This is a genomic window from Lachnoanaerobaculum sp., from assembly GCF_057250505.1.
Genome location: NZ_DBHIEQ010000024.1, coordinates 1 through 16,144 on the forward strand (window position 1 = coordinate 1; position 16,144 = coordinate 16,144).

Consider the following 16,144-nt stretch of genomic DNA (forward strand, 5'->3'; position numbering starts at 1 on the left):
AAATAGGACATTTTCGTTTGGGGTATATTAGGACTTTATCATATACGGCTTATAAGTGTGCGTTTTTCATATATATTAGGAATTGACAATTTCTGAGAATATGAGATAATACAACCGGAAGGTAATCGTATAGGAGGTATACAGCCCTATGGGGAAAAGGCCGGTGCAACTCCGACTTACTTTCCTATAAAAAATGGAAGTTTAGAGACACTTAATATAGGTGTCTTTTTTGCTATGTAAAGTTTTAATTATTTAGAATCATGTACAATCAATATGGTAGAGCTGTATAGCTTTCTTACTGTAGTAATATATTTTTATTAAATGTAATCAAAGCAAAGAACGAGCTGAAGGTTAAGAAAGCATTGTTTGAAAGTCTATGAATAGATGATATAATGGATGTAAATGTCAGAATTAATTTAAGTTGTTGATAAATTTTAGGTATATGTCCGTCAAAGCAAGAAATTGATTGGATGAGCTGTGTTATGAGTTTGAAAGAAGAATTTATGAAAATAACCACATATGAGGAGTGGGACAGGCGAAGAGATGAATTTAGATGGCTTGATGCAGGTGATATAGAGATAAGAAAGCATTTGAATGAATTATATCCAAGGCTACATCATAGTATATATGATAGTAAAGGAATTCTTACAGAAGTATACCCTAAGCCTAAAGAGGGAGAAGACCCGAAAAAAAGGAGATGGAGGTAGGTTATATACCTGATCGTGAGCTTTGTAAATAAAGGATGATTTTAATAAAGAAATGAAGGTTAAATGGCTTGGTAAAACAGATTATTTGGTATTAACATATAATAAGATTTATGAGGTAGTATCTAGTATCTATAGAACGTGGTTGGTATAGAATCATAGATGACTCAGGTGACGATTATTTGTATCATCCTGATATGTTTGAAATTGTTGAGAAATAATATGATGGTAAAGTAATTCTTATGGAGATTTGTATATCATAATGAAAACTTTTTTACTTAAAAATGATAAAAACAGGATTTATTTTAAGAATCATGAGAGAATTTCGGCGGAAGAGGAACTGAAAAAATTACAAAGTATTTTAAAAGAGAAAAATATTACTATCGGAAGAAAGCATGAAACACCATTGGATGACTTGTATGATTGCGAAATAGATGGGAAACCTTTTACTATTGTAAGAACTGAAGAGGAGACTTTTTTATATGCAGAATGTATGGGGTACTATTGAGAAGCTGTTAAAGATAATTGAGTAAAGGAGGAGAATATGGCCGATAACATAAGTATTGATGGAATAGCCTATATTGTGGGAAGAATAGTAGAAAGAGCGAGAGAAGCAGTCAAAGAATCAAAAGATGATAAAAAAGACAGTTTTAAGGACGGAAGAGCATTGGCATACTATGAAGTATTGGATATTTTAAGGACAGAACTTAGTGTCAGAGAAATAAGTTTAGAGGAAATTGGGTTGGACTTTGATTTAGAGAAAGAATTACTATAATGGTATTGAGTAAAAATATCATATAAAAATTTATAGAGGTAAGTATTATGAGTTTGAAAGAAGAATTTATGAAAATAATCACATATGAAGAGTGGGATAAAAGAAGGTATGAATTTAAAGGGCTTGACGCAGGAGATATGGAAGTAAGAAAGCACCTGAATGAGCTGTATCCAACAGCAGATATCAGTGGGTATGAGAAAGGGATAGTAAAGGATTATTTCTACAAAATAGATGAAATAACCGGTAAGAGAGTGAAGACATTTTAGGAAAATAAATTTAGTATATAAAATGGATTTGAACCGTTAATTGATTCAAATCCATTTTATATTTAAGTATTAATTCTTCTATCAAGGCAGTACGGTTGTTTCTATTGTGAGAATTTAAAGCACAAACTTCATGCATCTCATAAAGTAAAATAGATTTTCATAACCTTATTCCAAAATGTTTTGCCAGATTAGGGACTTTAGCGTTTCCTGACGAATTTTTTGTTGAAAGCCCTGTGCCAATCTCACTTTCTTTGGTGATTATAGTAGTATTTAAAGCGATTGCAACCGCGATTAGCCATAGATCGGAAATATTCTTATTTGACCAATCTCTGAGCGTAGCATCTTGGTAAAAGCAACAACTTTTGACATAACTAAGAACTTTGCCATAGTTTGCCATAGGTAATTGCGAAACTCGCTGAGATTGTTAGTAATCATTATTGTATACAAGGATAAATTTGTGTAAAGCACAAATTTCAAGCTAAAAAGTTGATAACTGCAAGATTTGGGCGCACTTTAATAAGTATAGTGCTTATATAAAGTTAATAAGTCCTAAGCAATTAAAGATTTTAAACTTCTGATATGTTGTCGTTGGTTGATTTTATCAGCAATAACTATAGTTAATAACTGTGATATACCGGCTAGCAGTAAATCGGAATGTAGTGTTTTTTCATTTGTTGTTTTCTGTTTGGCAATGCAGAAACTGTCTTTAAACTGATTGATTGATTTTTCAACATTTACCCTGATCTTATATGTTTCATCCCATTCTTTAGAACCTCATTCTACTCAGGGATAAGCTCTGAGATTCTTTTCAGGATAAACATAAATCATTCTACTACAGGAAAAAGTTGTACAAGGATTGTCACAGTGACAGACACGCCGTTTGGACTTGTCTTGTCGGTTGTATTCCCGTTTCATTTTTGGACAAACGAACTTCATTGTAGACAGCTTGCTGCTTAAATGGGATTTACTTCCTTCACGTTTCATCGGAAGCGAAGAATCATGAGGGCAACAAGGAATACCATTTTCATTGAATGTATATTTGACATTATCCATTGAGAGCTTAACTTTTAAAGGAATAAATGCTTTTTGGAAATTGAAATCTTCAAAAAGTGATTTGTAAATTTCAATGGTATCAAAGGCTGCATCACCAAGGAATATAGATGGTTTAATACCCGGATGCCTTGTTTTAAAGTCCTTTAAGGTAGGCAGTAAAGCTTTGGAATCAGCAAGTGATTTTTCTTCATCAGGAGACTTTGCTTTCTTTTCAACTACAATGTCAGGATGGGAAGTAAGATAATCCTTGTTGTAGAAATCAATGGAACGAACAATTCCAAGCCCATTGGTAATAATACCGAACTTGTAAGCGTAGCAGAAATGTCCGTTAATGTACTGCTGTTTAACCTCATGGTTTGATGAAGCTGATGTAGGCATAGAAGCATATGCTACCTTATAAGGGTCATAAGAACTATCAAAATTCATAGATTTTGCATAGGGTTTAGAGCTGCTTGATAATTCGGTTGGCATATTTAGGATTGTTTTCGGTTACATAAGATTCAATACCTGAAGTGTCAAACAAAAGCATAGAAGCAAGGTTGTTATCAATATCCCTATATATCGGTTCAGTTATATCAACAAGCTTATCAAAAACATATTGTAAGTCCAATAAAAAATCCTGCTTAAAACGAGTTATTTTAGAGGCATCAGGAACTTTGGTAAAGCTGCAGAATTCTCTAAGATGTCTGGAATAATGACGGAAGACCGGTAAAAGAGAATCAGTAGGAATAGAAAACAGGCGTTGAATGATTAAAGCCCAAAGCATAGCAGTCAAAGGATATTTTCGATTTCTACCTGTGGCTGCATAATAATGATTGTAAAAAGAAAACGGAATAATTTCATCAAGGTCAATGTGATTTTCGAGCAGGGTAAGAAAATGAGGTTTGTCAGATTCAAAAATATCTTTACAATCTTCAAAAATATCTGCCAAAGAGAGTTGTTTTTGTGGTATCATAGTAATGTCTCCTTTCGGGATGTGGTTTATGTTTGTTGCAACTCCATTATATCACAAACCGTGAGGAGATTTTTATATTCAGTAATAAAAAAGTGTCGTATTTATACGGCTTTTGGCGTTTCGCAAACGCCTAATAGTTTGCCAAAATGAAAGGAGATTTTATTAAATGAGTTTAATAAGTTCATATCATACAGATGATAATTAAGGCTACGGAATGGCAATATGGGGTGTGAGATCTGTAGATATATCAGATGAAGCACAAGCAAAGAGTATAATATTTTTAATTTTATATTAAGATGGATAAGGCAATATTGACAATATATATATATAAATATATAATCGTTGCATAAAGTTTTGAGAAGAGAGATATTGTATCTGAGTCCTTTATATGTGAAAAGTTGGTATTGTGTAAGTAAGGACAAAATAAAAGTTCAAAGTATATAATTGTATTCTATAGTTTTATAAACTATTAGAAAATATATTTTTTAGCTGTATCACTTTCTTTTTCATAGATATCTCAGCGGTGACTTGTTTTAGTGACTAAGTGAGATATATGTATGATAAGTATGACGGGTAGGGCTGAAAGGAGTATTTATGAAGAAACTATTTCTATTGACAGCAGCTTTTTCTGCGTTTATGTGCTTTAATGCATTTGCTTTTACGTCAAGCAATCCTGATGTCACAATAAAAAGTGGGTATACGGGAAGGACTTACACTTGGACCTCACCGCTTGGAACAGAGATAACCATGCCGGTTATTACGAAAGATGCTGTTCTAAGTATGAATGTGGGCGATTCAAAGTATATGCAGACATATTTCTATGATCCTTCGGGAGCAATTAATAAAGAAAATAATATTATTATGTTTAACTATAAGAATTCGGCTTTTTCAGCTCCTACATTGGCTCTGGAAAGAGCAACGGAGTATTCACCACTTACAATAAGTAATTATAGTATTGGTGACCCTATATTACAAAGAAGCAGATATAAAGCATATACCGGACAGGATGTTATAATATCTTTTTCTAAGGATACAGGTAGAAATGCTGCACTCCCATATGATTTTGAGGGAAGCTACTTCAATGAAAAAAATGCAAATAGAGTAGGTTACTTTTATGTAGATATGGGTTCATCTGCAAATACATCATCTCAGGGTTGGGAAAACACTGATAGAGGATGGAAGTATAAAGAATCTAACGGAAGCTATGTAACTAATACATGGAAGCAGGTTGACGGCATATGGTACTTCTTTGACGGAGATGGATATATTGCTACAAACTGGAGACAGATAAACGGAGTATGGTACTTCTTTAATGCAAGCGGAGCAATGGTTACAGGTTGGGTACAGTCAGGAAACGATTGGTACTATATGAGCCCGTCAGGAGCAATGCTAAGCAATACCACTACTGCAGACGGCTACAAACTTGACGCTTCAGGAAGGTGGATAAAATAATTCGATATTGTATATATTGAGACATAATATAAATTTATTAGGAGCAGAGGAATGAAAGTTTTCTCTGCTCTTTTGATAAAAAAGGAATTTGAACCGTTTATTGATTCAAATCCCTTTCTACATTTAAGTTGGATGATTACTTTTACCCAATGGCTACCCGATAGTACCTTAATTTATCTGTATCTTTGTAGAAGTAGAATTGAATTAAGGTAAGCTTAAGTTAATAATTATATCCTTCGGGATACAAGCTTATGATAGTATCAATAAAATTTTTTATAATCGCTCTATTATCAGAAGCATGGGTATATAAGGCGCAGGGAATAACTTCTTTACAGTCAAAAGGAATCCATACAAATTCACCGGTATGATCGTTTAGGAAGCCCGGAGATAATACAAGAGCTCTGCCTGCAGCTACGTTTGTAAGAGATGTATCATGGTCATGGCTGTTGAAATACTCACAATGTGATTGTTCTACAACACGTTGTTGTACACGACGAAGAGGAGCCCCGGAAGGACCGCCAACCATAAGAGTTCTGCCGGATAAGTCGGATGAAACAATCATATCCTTAGAAGAAAGAGCATCATCTTTACGGCAGACGAGATATATTCTGCTGTCAAAAAGATGATATTTTTTAATATCAGGAATACGAACCATATTTTGTTCTACAGCAAAAAGAATGTCCTGTTCTCTATTTAGGAACGAATCTATACAATGATACCAATCAAATGTTGGAGAAACAGATATACCGGGATCGTCAGCCATAATAGTGCGTATTGCTTCAGGGAGAAAATATATGGCGGAACGGATAGGCATAGCAATTCTAATATCTTCACGGTATTTTGAAGAGAAATTTTGTCCTTGCCATATTGCAAGATTGAGTTCCGTTTTAATATTTTTTAATGATGTAATAAATTGGGTTCCGGCAGGTGTGAGAACGGCACCCTTTCCTGAACGCTCAAAAATTTTAAATCCGATTTCAGACTCTGCAGAATTTATTTGATAAGTCATTGTGGGCTGAGAAATATATAAATTTTCGGCAGCTCTGTTAAAGTTCAATGTTTGAGCCAATTCCAATATATAATCTATTTGTTTTGTAGTCATACAATCTCCTCATATAATTTAATAATTAAATCAATAATTCATATTTTTAATTGGATATATAGATTATACAGCGCTAATATATACATTGTAAATAACAGTTGCAATATGTAAGGAGAATTTTAAATGAAATATGATAAGGGATATGTATATAAGTTAATGAATGAGGGTGGACCGACTGATGTAAGGGAAGATTATTTTCAAGAAGCGGTTCAGGAAATGATGAGATCAAGAACTTTATGTGCAAAAGCAAATGCCTGTATGCCTGATGATGAAAAATACATGAAATATTTAGAGGAACTGTTTGGTAGAGAGCTCAATGATGTTCGTATATTGACACCTTTTATGTTTGAAGATGGTGTAATGGCGGCTCCGGGGCTTAAGATTGCAACTATAAATCATGATATGTATGAGAGGCATACAAAATATACATACGGAAAAGTGTTAATAAAAAAGAATGCATGGATAGGTATGGGAGTTACTATTTGTCCCGGGGTAACTATAGGTGAAAATGCAGTAGTCGGTGCCGGAGCTGTAGTTACTAAGGATGTACCGGATAATGCTGTTGTCGGAGGTGTGCCGGCAAAATTAATCAAAATATTGGATTCGAAGGAGTAAAGAGAATATGGAAAGAATAAATTTAAATAACGGAATAAAATGCCCGACAATAGGAATCGGAACATATACACTTGCACCTGAGGATGCACAAAACAGTGTTAGAGAAGCGTTAAAGATGGGGTATTCACTTATAGATACAGCCAATGCATATGTAAATGAAAGAGCAGTCGGAAGAGGTATAAAGGAAAGCGGAGCAAATAGAGATAATATTTTCCTTTCTACAAAGTTGTGGCCGACTGAATATGAGAATGACAATGCAGTTGATGAGACTCTTGAACGTTTGGGAGTTGATTATGTAGATCTTCTGTTTATTCATCAGCCTGCCGGTAATTGGCTTTCCGGCTATAGACAGCTTGAGAAGGCATATAAAGAGGGAAAGGCAAAATCAATCGGTATATCAAACTTTGAGGGGAAGTATATAGCCGAACTTGAAAAGAAGTGGGACATTGTCCCACAGTTTGTTCAAGTAGAGGCACACCCGTATTTTACTCAAAAAGAGCTTAGAAAAACTTTGGACAAATATGGTATAAAGTTGATGGCTTGGTATCCGCTTGGACATGGCGATAAATCACTTATTGAAGAACCTGTTTTTAAGGAACTTGGAAAAAAATACGGTAAGACTTCTGTACAAATTATTTTAAGATGGCATACACAGATGGGATTTGTGGTAATACCCGGCAGCAGGAATGAAGCCCATATAAAGGATAATATTGATATATTTGACTTTGAACTTACAAAAGAAGAAATGGAAAGGATTGCAGAGCTTGATAAAAATTTGCGTTACCATTACCATACAGATGAACAAATGGATCATTTTGCAAAATGGCAACCTAAATATGAAGATAAATAAGCAAGTCTAATAAAAAGGGATTTGAACCGTTTATTGATTCAAATCCCTTCTATATTTAAGTATTACGATTATTCTTCCCCCAAGGCAGTCTTGTTGTGCCTGCATCTATTATTTTATCAAAGAAACTGTTCACATACTCCTTGCGCTTACTTAAATCAGTATTCGCCAATACCTTATCTACGAAACTGTTGAATTTATCTGCATTCTTGTTCACATCATTGACATATTCAAAACTTGTTCCTATACAGTTCCAGTTGAGTATATCATGCTGCAAAAAAGCAATATTATCGGCTTTTACAACCTTTATATTCTTTGTATTGTTAAAAATCATGCCCACCACACAAAATTCGGGAACTATCTTGATTATCTTATCTTTGATAGTATTCATTACATCGGTATTGATTACCTCATCACAGAGGTCGGGTCCGTCGTTATTATAGATTGCAGTGATTCTGTCTTTGAAAATTTCATCACACATTGCACAGGAATATATTGCAAGATTGCCTCCCTTACTGTGTCCTCCCACTATGAAGTCAGTATTCGGGTGATGTGAAATAACCTTCTTTAAAAAATCAAGTGCAAATTTCTGAGCAGGAATAACTGAAAAACTCATCATAAAGTCCTCTTTCCAAGCTACAATACTGTCATCGGTTCCTCTAAACGCAATATACATCAGGCTGTCGTCATACATAAATCCCGTTGAAGAAAATTGGTATTTTTTCTCATGGTAGAGATCTATATAATCAACTATCATAACCTTACCAAATCTTTCTGAGGTTGAAAGAGAATTTAAAAAATCTGTACCTATTGCACTCATATAACCGTAGTGGTAGTTATGATCAATCAGGTATTTACAGGCGTCTGAAATAGTAATACCTGTTGAATTTATATTATTCTGCAAGTCTTTTAAGTCAATATAGGAGAATAATGAAAAAACCGCATTATCAAGTTCATTAAAAGGAGAAACATCAAAAGACAAATCCCCACGCCATTTAATATAGTCAATTATATTTGCCATTATAACCTCCTGTGTCGTTATTGCAAGGGAAATCATATATAAGAATACAATAATATAAAAATACATGATTGTAAACACATATAGTATAAGTAATAAAGAAAGATAACTATTTTCATGAAAGTGTGGTATACTGATTCCATAGACACATTGATTACATATTTGGGTAAAAACATTATATATCCAAAATAAAAAATTAAGTTAAAAGTTATTGTATAGATAAATAATAATAAAGTTAGAATATTATAACCTGAGATTATGGTTGAGTTATAAATAATTTTTAGAGTATAATAGGAAACATATTTAGATATCTGAAAACTTTTGTACTTGGAAATAAGGATGATATGACTGATGACAGAGAGAGTTCAACCTATATAAATATAAATGTACTTTTGAGAGGAGTCTCATTTGTAGTATCTACAGTATTTTATATTTTAGTATCAATATACAACGGTGAGGATATAAACAGATATATCTTTATGGGTATGTCTATATCCTGTGCGCTTAGCTGCTGGCTGTATAAAAGAGTTTGTGAGAATATAGTACATTTCAGAGTGATGTTCGGCTTGGAGGTATTTGCATACGGTATCTTTATATTCTTAAGCGGGGGGTTTAACAGCCCGTATCTGTGGTATGAGGTGAACTGTATACTTTTACTGGTAGCCTTTGACAAAAATATAGTTATAACATTTATAGCCTGTATATGGTGTTGGATTTGTGCTTTTTGGGGAAAGAGCATAGAAAATTCTGCATATCAGGAAATCAACATTGTTGTGGGAGTGATGATGTTGATGTGCGAGTTTTATATTGTGCGAATTTATATAAAATGTATTGACGAACAAAAGGAAAAGTCGGAAAGGCTCAATATAGAGCTGCAAAAAGAAAAGGAACTAAGTAACTATGCGTTTACCATGCTGTCGGAGTTAAGTGAGAGCTTCGGACTTTTTGCAATGACGGATCCTAAAAAGATCATGGAAAAACTTTCTCTGACATTAAAAAAGGATAAGATGTATTCAGAGTTTATTCTCATAAAGTTTGAGCGTGATGATGTGCCTGAAATTATAGAAAGTAACGGTATGGATGAAAGTACATATGATGATATTTTATTTAAGATAAGGGATTGGAATGAAAAAGTAAGCAAACCGGTAAGTGAGGACAGTAAAGATATATTCTATATGGATTCGGGAGGAGACAGTTATGAGGTGACAGTTTTCGGTGAGAGTGCATATATAAGCGGTGTGCTGGTAAGAAAGGTAGCGGATACTTCAAAGGAAGTAAAAGACTTTTATTTACATCTTATAAAGACAGTTTTCAACAACTTGGATATGTATTCTCAGATAGAAAGGTTCGTTTCGGTAGAGGAGCAGAATCGTATTGCAAATGAGATTCATGATACTGTAATACAGAAGCTCTTCGGAATTGCCTGCAGAATGCTTTTATTGGAAGGTAAGATAAAAAACAGAGAAAATTATGTAGAAGAAATAAATATACTCAGAACTTCCATAGAGAGTACTATGACGGAGTTGCGTGAAAGTATCTACGGCAAAAGGTTCAAAGACAATCTGAATACTTTCATTCACACTACATATGCATATATGGAAGAAGTGGAGAGATTAAATGAAGTGAGTATAGATATTGATTTGGATGAGCAGGCGGATTACATAGCTGTTGCACAGAAGATAGCACTTTACAGAGTGGTATGTGAGGCGGTCAATAATGCTATAAAGCATGGGCAGGCAAAGAATATAGATGTCAGATTAAAGTTAACCGACAATTCCATTGAACTGGTTGTTGAAGATGACGGATCGGGCTTTTCCAAAGAGGATAAAGATTTCCATGAAGGCAACGGATTGAGAAATATGAGAAGTATAGCGGTTTTGCTCAAAGGATTTTTGAGCATAGTACAGCGTGAAAAAAGTGGGGTTAGAGTAAAACTGAGTTTACCGAGATAAGGAGGCATATATGGTACTTGTTTTGGATGACCATCCTATTGCAAGACAGGGATTGGAATCTGTAATAAAACTGCACAGACCGGATGAAGAGACTGTGCAAGCCGGCACTGTAAAAGAAGCTATTGATTTGATTAAAGAAAAATCAATAGATAGTGTGTTTGTAGACTTGAACCTGCACAATGAAAGCGGATTTGACTTTTTGGAGTGGATACAGAGTCAGAACAAAAATATAAAAACCTTTGTTATAACATCATCCTCAAGTGAGAGTGATTTTGTAAAAGCAAAAAATATGGGCATAGATGCATATATACTTAAGGATGCTTTTATAGATGATATAATGTACAGCCTACGAGTGGTGGACAGAGGCGGAAAATTCTATTCATCAGATTTGATGGCAAATGTCGGAAACACTTCTGAAGATGACAAAAGAATTGATACATTGACAAGAAGAGAACTTGAAGTGGCATTGCTTTTGCGAGAAGGGTATTCCAATGCAAAGATTGCAAATAATTTGTCGATATCGGAAGGTACGGTAAAGAAGCACATTTCAAATATATTCAGCAAGTTGGAGATATATAACAGAACCGAAGTTTTGGTATTTGTTGAAAAACATATGGAAAGATTTCAAACGATATTAAATTCTTAAGTGATAAACTTGAGATTTTAAAATATATTTTAGGAGAAGAGTGGATATGTATAAGAAATTGTTTTCGGTAAAGTCTTGTATTTTCGGGGCTTTATTTATCGGATTGGTTGCAATAGGTACAGGCTATGCAAGCTGGAATTCAAGTATCAGTGCGCAGGTTAATCTTACAAGCGGTACTATGGATGTGGAGTTCGGTAAGAGCGGTGAGAAGTATTCTGCAAGTATTGCAGATGCAAATGGGAATGTGGAAACACCTGTTTTGGCACAGTTTAGTCCCACAGACAAGGAACTTGAAATATCTTTTGGCGAGGGGCTGCCTGTCAATGCATTACTTGAGGGTAAGTTACTGAGATTGGATTTTCAAATAACACCTACTGAGGGCAGCAGCGTAAATAAATTAAATTATACAAAGCTTGATTTGTCAAAGACGGGAGAAAATGTGGAGTTGCAGGCGGACAGTGCCGTTCTTGTATATAACGGGGTCAGCTATGCACTTGGAGAAAATGAATCTTTATATACACAGCCGCTGCAGTTTGAGGTTTATGAGACTTTGAGTAAGGAAGATAAGGATGAGAGCATAGGTCAGATTTACTTAAAGATAAGTGAAGACAGTGCAAATATGATTAAGGATTTGCCGACAAAGCTTGATATAGATGCATCTAATCTTGAAGAGCTTGGGGATGATACCCTAAGTGTACAAAACGGTGTTGTGGTTAAGTACTCGCTTGAAATTCCTTATGATGTATTTCAGGCAGGTTCCAAAGTAAATAAGAGTGTAAAATAGGAGGCAATATGAAAAAAACTGTATTGGCCGTCTTGGTAGCGGTTATGGCAATGTCATCAGGAATAACGGCGTTTGCATACTGGAAATCAGGGCTGAAGTTAAAGACAAATATTCCGGTTGTATATGATGTGGATATAGAGGTGAGCGGTGATGTGAAGGGTCAGGAAAAAGTTGGTGTACCGGATCAGGGAGATATTACTATAAGACCCGATCAAGGCAAAAAATCAAGTTCTGAAAGTGTAAAGGAAGAATCGACTCCAAATGAAAGTATACAAAATAATCCGGATATTGAAGAAACAGTAAAGAAAGAAAGCATAACGGAGACAAAGAATAATACTGAAAGCAAGGCGGAAGCGGATACGGACAATGAGGAAATTAAGCGCTGAAAATAGGTATACCGTATATGCAAGTCTGCTTTTAATATGTGTTATAATGCCGGCTTTGCCATATATTAAAGGAAGACTTAACACATTGCCTTTAGCTATGTCACTGTATTGGTTTGTGCTTATAGGCATCATATTTTTTATATTGCCGCGTCTTTATATTATGCATAAGGGAGATAAGGACCTGACAGGGTACGGGATTTCAGGCGGTATAATATTTATAGCTATACAATTTGTACCTGCGGTATTTATGAAAAAGCTTGCCTCAAGTCCTTATGATATATCGGTACTTGGAATACTTTTTAATATGATTACAGTATTACCGCAAATTGCGGCAAGAGAGATGATAAGGCAATATTCATTTGCTGCGGCGTATAAGACATGCAAATACAAAAGATCGGCAACTGTTATTATAACGTTTATATTTTGTTTGACAGAAATAAACTTTGGCGGTTTGACGGCTGCAAAGAGTACAAAAGATATTTTTATATACAGTGTACAGACGATATTTCCCATAATAACAAAGAATGTTTTGGTGTCTTTGCTTGTATTTTACGGAGGAGTATTACCCGGTTTAATATATTTGGGAATAATACAGATTTTTCAGAGGTGTTTTCCGGTGTTACCTGAACTGCCTTGGCTTTTGGAAGGGTCTATAGGTATTGCATTTCCTATAATATATTCAATGTTTGCGGTGGACCATGTATTTTCCGGAGACAGGTATGAGAGTAAAGACAGGAAAGCGGATATAAAAGGTTTGGTATCACTTTTGTTTGCCACATTATTTGTATGGTTTTGTGTGGGTGTATTCCCTATATATCCTAAAGCGATACTTACAGGAAGTATGGAGCCGCTTATAATGCCGGGAGATATGGTACTTATAAAAAAGATAGATAAAGAAGAAGAGATAAGCGCACTTAGTGAAGGTGAGATTATCTGCTTTAAAAGAGATGATATAACTATAGTTCACAGGATAGAAAAAGTTTTACAGGATAAGGCGGGTAATATAAGCTTTCAGACTAAAGGAGACAATAATAATGCAGTTGATGAGAGAAAGGTGGAGCCTAATGATGTCAGAGGTATCGTTATAAAGGTGATTCCGAAGGTAGGCTTACCGGGGCTGCTTTTAAGATTACAAAATGAAATTCCTGAAGGAGTTGTGGACAAATAATGAAGGTTGTAAAAGGCAAAGAAGCCGACACTGAAAATAAAAACTTTATTAAACTGACAAAAGAGGCAAGAATATTTTTATATGCAACAGGTTTGATACTTTTGGCAGCAAGTATAGCGGCGCTGTTTATAAAGCTCAGGCCGCATACACAGACAAAAGAGATGAGTGTAAATAATTATAATATTACCACTCAGGCATCCTATAAGGTGCATCTGCAAAAGAATGATATCTTTGACGGAGATTTTTTGGAAGAGGGCAGAGTTTATCCGAGTGCGATTACAGATACTGTAAGTATTGATTTTAACTCTGAAATTATTTTGACAAATGTCGTCAATTTATCCGGAGACTACACTATAAGTGCGGTATTGCAGGGCTATCAGGCAGGTGACGGTGACGAAAAGAGTATAATATATGAAAAGGTATATCCGCTTGCAGACGGTAAGATAGATGAGAATGTGACCGACGATGTTAAGATAGATAAGAGCCTTGATATAGACAGGATGACTTACAAAAACTATGCACAGGAGATAGAGGGTAAGCTTGGAGGTGAAACCGAAAAGGACTTTTATATACTCTTTAGCGGTAAGTACAATATAGACAGTGAGGAAAAGGAATTTTCTTATAAGGTGGATATTCCTATTTCAAATGACAAGTTCTATAAGATAAAAAAGGATGATGTAAGTAGTGATAAGGGAGATATAACGGAAACTACTACAGTAAGTTCAAAGGCAGGATTCAGAGAGTATGTGGTATTTATACTTTTGCTCATTGTATCGGCTGCGATATTGGTATTTGTGAGATTTTTCAGTGCCGAGGCTGTAGGAGAAGAGTTAAAGCTTAAAAAACTTATGCAGTTTATGAGAAAATACGGCAGCAGGATGATATGCATTGATACTTTACCTGCATTTGGAGAAAGGCCTCTTATAAAAATAAAGAGTATAGTCGATATAGTGGAACTTTCAGATGAGATAAAAGATCCGATATTTTATGTTGAGGGCGAGAATAATCTGCCTAAGGACGACAAAATATATATATTTGCAAAGCAGTATGTATATATTTTTGAAATGAAGGTAAATAAGTAGTACTACCGACTACTACTTTAGTGGTAGTCGAATTATAACCGGAGTATGTTTTAATTATTTATTAAATGAGATAGAATAGTTTCATAAGGAAAACTAAGATTAGTTTTAAAGTTGAATATCATGATTAACAACACATAATTTTATAATTCAGGAGGAAGATATGAAGCGTTCAAGAAGAAATACTTTAGTTGGTGGAATAATGGCATTAGGATTGGTGTTGGCAGGTACAGGATATGCTTATTGGACTGATTCACTTAATGTAACAACTAAGGCAACAACGGGTGATTTTGGTGTTAAGTTTGTTGACTTAGGATTGTATGGACAGTATGGAGATGAGACAAACAAGGGTGCCGGATGGTCTATAGTAGACGGTATCGGCGACAGTTCATATGTTGGTGATCAGTTCTTCTTAAGAGGAGCAAGCGATTACAACATTATAGCTAAGCCGGGCAGCATTGATGCTTATAAGGAGAGAGCTAAGGGCTACAACAATGTTGATTTTAACGCTGAGTTAAAGGATAAGGAAAAATTAACAAAGGATATCGGAAGAGCTTATAAGAAGGCTGTTACAGATGCAAGCGGTAAGGTTGTATTGACAGTTGACAATATGTATCCGGGATATGCTCAGGCATTCCGTTCAGATATTGTAAATGTCGGTGATATAGCAGCTAAGCTTAGCAATATCAAGTTTGAGTCAAAGAGCCTTGATAAGGCAAAAGAGTCAGGTAATCTTGATGAGATGATTGGTGTTGCAGTATTCCTTCACAGAGAGCAGTATGAGCCTAACAAGACAGGTAACGAGCCTACATTTAAGCTTGCTAAGGCACTTGCAGACAACGGTGTTGATTCAAGCAAGTTCTTCAAGGTTGGCGGTGTTGACTTCGTAAGATTGTCAGCATTAAATGATGCGGATGTAAAGGCGGCATTACAGAATAATGTTATCAAGTGTGCTCCTGCTACAGATCAGAGACTTGATATGTTTGTAGGTGTTGCTATGGATCCTGATGCAGAAGGTAAGTTCACAACAGGTACTGTAGAGGACAGAAAAGATAATGATGATAAGTTAAGCCAGGGTAAGGGAATCCAGCTTTCAATGGATCTTCTTTGGGATCAGTTCAATGCAGGTAAGGATGCAGGAAACGGAAACATCTTGGTAAATCAGAATAAGTAATAGTCGGACAAAAAGTTTGATTAATTTAAAGGAGAGGCAGGTCTATGAACCTGTCTCTTTTAATATATAAAATACATTGTGATAAACCTTCAATAGGTACAATTTATAAAAAACTGTAGATATAAAAGTTAAATAAAAATTAATTTGCATAATTTGTATACTATGATA

General features: G+C 34.9%; 17 protein-coding genes and 1 pseudogene. 14 read left to right on the forward strand and 4 right to left on the reverse strand.

The window, feature by feature from the left end; all coding sequences use genetic code 11:
- Nucleotides 1–482: 482 nt before the first annotated feature.
- From ACO6FI_RS10090 to ACO6FI_RS10105, 4 genes are all read left to right on the forward strand, one after another.
- The gene (locus tag ACO6FI_RS10090) at nt 483–707 is read left to right on the forward strand and encodes a hypothetical protein (RefSeq protein ID WP_485457223.1); all 225 of its coding nucleotides are present in this window, start codon (nt 483–485) and stop codon (nt 705–707) included.
- A gap of 259 nt (nt 708–966) precedes the next feature.
- Nucleotides 967–1,212 carry a hypothetical protein gene (locus tag ACO6FI_RS10095; RefSeq protein WP_485457224.1) on the forward strand — a complete coding sequence of 82 codons (246 nt, stop codon included), beginning with the start codon at nt 967–969 and terminating at the stop codon, nt 1,210–1,212.
- A 36-nt stretch (nt 1,213–1,248) separates the two neighbouring features.
- Nucleotides 1,249–1,479: a transposase gene (locus ACO6FI_RS10100; RefSeq protein ID WP_448947794.1), complete on the forward strand. Its 231-nt coding sequence runs from the start codon at nt 1,249–1,251 to the stop codon at nt 1,477–1,479.
- Between the two features lie 47 nt (nt 1,480–1,526).
- Nucleotides 1,527–1,745: a hypothetical protein gene (locus ACO6FI_RS10105; protein ID WP_485457225.1), complete on the forward strand. Its 219-nt coding sequence runs from the start codon at nt 1,527–1,529 to the stop codon at nt 1,743–1,745.
- A 157-nt stretch (nt 1,746–1,902) separates the two neighbouring features.
- On the opposite strand, the gene ACO6FI_RS10110 is transcribed toward ACO6FI_RS10105, so the two are convergent.
- On the reverse strand, nt 1,903–2,142 hold the full coding sequence (locus ACO6FI_RS10110) for a DUF4411 family protein (protein WP_485457226.1): 240 nt from the start codon (nt 2,140–2,142) through the stop codon (nt 1,903–1,905).
- Nucleotides 2,143–2,383: 241 nt separating this feature from the next.
- A pseudogene (locus ACO6FI_RS10115) lies at nt 2,384–3,753 on the reverse strand (transposase).
- Nucleotides 3,754–4,347: 594 nt separating this feature from the next.
- On the opposite strand from ACO6FI_RS10115, the gene ACO6FI_RS10120 reads away from it, so the two are divergent.
- A complete protein-coding gene (locus ACO6FI_RS10120) occupies nt 4,348–5,205 on the forward strand; it encodes an N-acetylmuramoyl-L-alanine amidase family protein (protein ID WP_485457227.1) in 858 nt (285 codons plus the stop codon).
- Between the two features lie 220 nt (nt 5,206–5,425).
- On the opposite strand, the gene ACO6FI_RS10125 is transcribed toward ACO6FI_RS10120, so the two are convergent.
- Nucleotides 5,426–6,307 carry a LysR family transcriptional regulator gene (locus tag ACO6FI_RS10125; RefSeq protein WP_485457228.1) on the reverse strand — a complete coding sequence of 294 codons (882 nt, stop codon included), beginning with the start codon at nt 6,305–6,307 and terminating at the stop codon, nt 5,426–5,428.
- A 123-nt stretch (nt 6,308–6,430) separates the two neighbouring features.
- On the opposite strand from ACO6FI_RS10125, the gene ACO6FI_RS10130 reads away from it, so the two are divergent.
- Both ACO6FI_RS10130 and ACO6FI_RS10135 read left to right on the forward strand, forming a co-directional pair.
- A complete protein-coding gene (locus ACO6FI_RS10130; RefSeq protein ID WP_485457229.1) occupies nt 6,431–6,922 on the forward strand; it encodes a DapH/DapD/GlmU-related protein in 492 nt (163 codons plus the stop codon).
- Between the two features lie 7 nt (nt 6,923–6,929).
- Entirely contained in the window at nt 6,930–7,772 is an 843-nt protein-coding gene (locus tag ACO6FI_RS10135) for an aldo/keto reductase (RefSeq protein ID WP_485457230.1), read from the forward strand.
- 55 nt (nt 7,773–7,827) lie between these two features.
- Here ACO6FI_RS10135 and ACO6FI_RS10140 read toward each other — a convergent pair whose 3' ends face one another.
- A complete protein-coding gene (locus ACO6FI_RS10140; protein ID WP_485457231.1) occupies nt 7,828–8,790 on the reverse strand; it encodes an Mbeg1-like protein in 963 nt (320 codons plus the stop codon).
- Between the two features lie 341 nt (nt 8,791–9,131).
- Between ACO6FI_RS10140 and ACO6FI_RS10145 the strand changes: the two genes are divergently transcribed.
- From ACO6FI_RS10145 to ACO6FI_RS10175, 7 genes are all read left to right on the forward strand, one after another.
- Nucleotides 9,132–10,739 (forward strand): sensor histidine kinase, encoded by a 1,608-nt coding sequence (locus ACO6FI_RS10145; RefSeq protein ID WP_485457232.1) that lies wholly within the window; start codon nt 9,132–9,134, stop codon nt 10,737–10,739.
- A 10-nt stretch (nt 10,740–10,749) separates the two neighbouring features.
- On the forward strand, nt 10,750–11,385 hold the full coding sequence (locus tag ACO6FI_RS10150; protein WP_485457233.1) for a response regulator: 636 nt from the start codon (nt 10,750–10,752) through the stop codon (nt 11,383–11,385).
- Nucleotides 11,386–11,431: 46 nt separating this feature from the next.
- Nucleotides 11,432–12,169 (forward strand): hypothetical protein, encoded by a 738-nt coding sequence (locus ACO6FI_RS10155; RefSeq protein ID WP_485457234.1) that lies wholly within the window; start codon nt 11,432–11,434, stop codon nt 12,167–12,169.
- Nucleotides 12,170–12,177: 8 nt separating this feature from the next.
- Nucleotides 12,178–12,555: a hypothetical protein gene (locus ACO6FI_RS10160; protein WP_485457235.1), complete on the forward strand. Its 378-nt coding sequence runs from the start codon at nt 12,178–12,180 to the stop codon at nt 12,553–12,555.
- Entirely contained in the window at nt 12,536–13,723 is a 1,188-nt protein-coding gene (locus tag ACO6FI_RS10165; protein WP_485457236.1) for a signal peptidase I, read from the forward strand. The genes ACO6FI_RS10160 and ACO6FI_RS10165 overlap by 20 nt, the downstream gene beginning before the upstream one ends.
- Nucleotides 13,723–14,805, forward strand: coding sequence for a DUF5305 family protein (locus ACO6FI_RS10170; RefSeq protein WP_485457237.1), 1,083 nt, complete (start codon nt 13,723–13,725; stop codon nt 14,803–14,805). Before ACO6FI_RS10165 ends, ACO6FI_RS10170 begins: the two co-directional genes overlap by 1 nt.
- Before the next feature lie 160 nt (nt 14,806–14,965).
- Nucleotides 14,966–15,976 carry a signal peptide protein gene (locus ACO6FI_RS10175; RefSeq protein WP_485457238.1) on the forward strand — a complete coding sequence of 337 codons (1,011 nt, stop codon included), beginning with the start codon at nt 14,966–14,968 and terminating at the stop codon, nt 15,974–15,976.
- Nucleotides 15,977–16,144: the final 168 nt, after the last annotated feature.

Excerpts from the sequence above, each read along its gene's own strand:
- ACO6FI_RS10175 (WP_485457238.1), top strand. The coding sequence starts at position 14,966 with ATGAAGCGTTCAAGAAGAAATACTTTAGTTGGTGGAATAATGGCATTA.
- ACO6FI_RS10110 (WP_485457226.1), bottom strand. The coding sequence starts at position 2,142 with ATGGCAAACTATGGCAAAGTTCTTAGTTATGTCAAAAGTTGTTGCTTT.
- ACO6FI_RS10170 (WP_485457237.1), top strand. The coding sequence starts at position 13,723 with ATGAAGGTTGTAAAAGGCAAAGAAGCCGACACTGAAAATAAAAACTTT.
- ACO6FI_RS10150 (WP_485457233.1), top strand. The coding sequence starts at position 10,750 with ATGGTACTTGTTTTGGATGACCATCCTATTGCAAGACAGGGATTGGAA.
- ACO6FI_RS10165 (WP_485457236.1), top strand. The coding sequence starts at position 12,536 with ATGAGGAAATTAAGCGCTGAAAATAGGTATACCGTATATGCAAGTCTG.
- ACO6FI_RS10135 (WP_485457230.1), top strand. The coding sequence starts at position 6,930 with ATGGAAAGAATAAATTTAAATAACGGAATAAAATGCCCGACAATAGGA.
- ACO6FI_RS10145 (WP_485457232.1), top strand. The coding sequence starts at position 9,132 with ATGACTGATGACAGAGAGAGTTCAACCTATATAAATATAAATGTACTT.
- ACO6FI_RS10105 (WP_485457225.1), top strand. The coding sequence starts at position 1,527 with ATGAGTTTGAAAGAAGAATTTATGAAAATAATCACATATGAAGAGTGG.
- ACO6FI_RS10130 (WP_485457229.1), top strand. The coding sequence starts at position 6,431 with ATGAAATATGATAAGGGATATGTATATAAGTTAATGAATGAGGGTGGA.
- ACO6FI_RS10125 (WP_485457228.1), bottom strand. The coding sequence starts at position 6,307 with ATGACTACAAAACAAATAGATTATATATTGGAATTGGCTCAAACATTG.
- ACO6FI_RS10095 (WP_485457224.1), top strand. The coding sequence starts at position 967 with ATGAAAACTTTTTTACTTAAAAATGATAAAAACAGGATTTATTTTAAG.
- ACO6FI_RS10160 (WP_485457235.1), top strand. The coding sequence starts at position 12,178 with ATGAAAAAAACTGTATTGGCCGTCTTGGTAGCGGTTATGGCAATGTCA.
- ACO6FI_RS10120 (WP_485457227.1), top strand. The coding sequence starts at position 4,348 with ATGAAGAAACTATTTCTATTGACAGCAGCTTTTTCTGCGTTTATGTGC.
- ACO6FI_RS10090 (WP_485457223.1), top strand. The coding sequence starts at position 483 with ATGAGTTTGAAAGAAGAATTTATGAAAATAACCACATATGAGGAGTGG.
- ACO6FI_RS10155 (WP_485457234.1), top strand. The coding sequence starts at position 11,432 with ATGTATAAGAAATTGTTTTCGGTAAAGTCTTGTATTTTCGGGGCTTTA.
- ACO6FI_RS10140 (WP_485457231.1), bottom strand. The coding sequence starts at position 8,790 with ATGGCAAATATAATTGACTATATTAAATGGCGTGGGGATTTGTCTTTT.
- ACO6FI_RS10100 (WP_448947794.1), top strand. The coding sequence starts at position 1,249 with ATGGCCGATAACATAAGTATTGATGGAATAGCCTATATTGTGGGAAGA.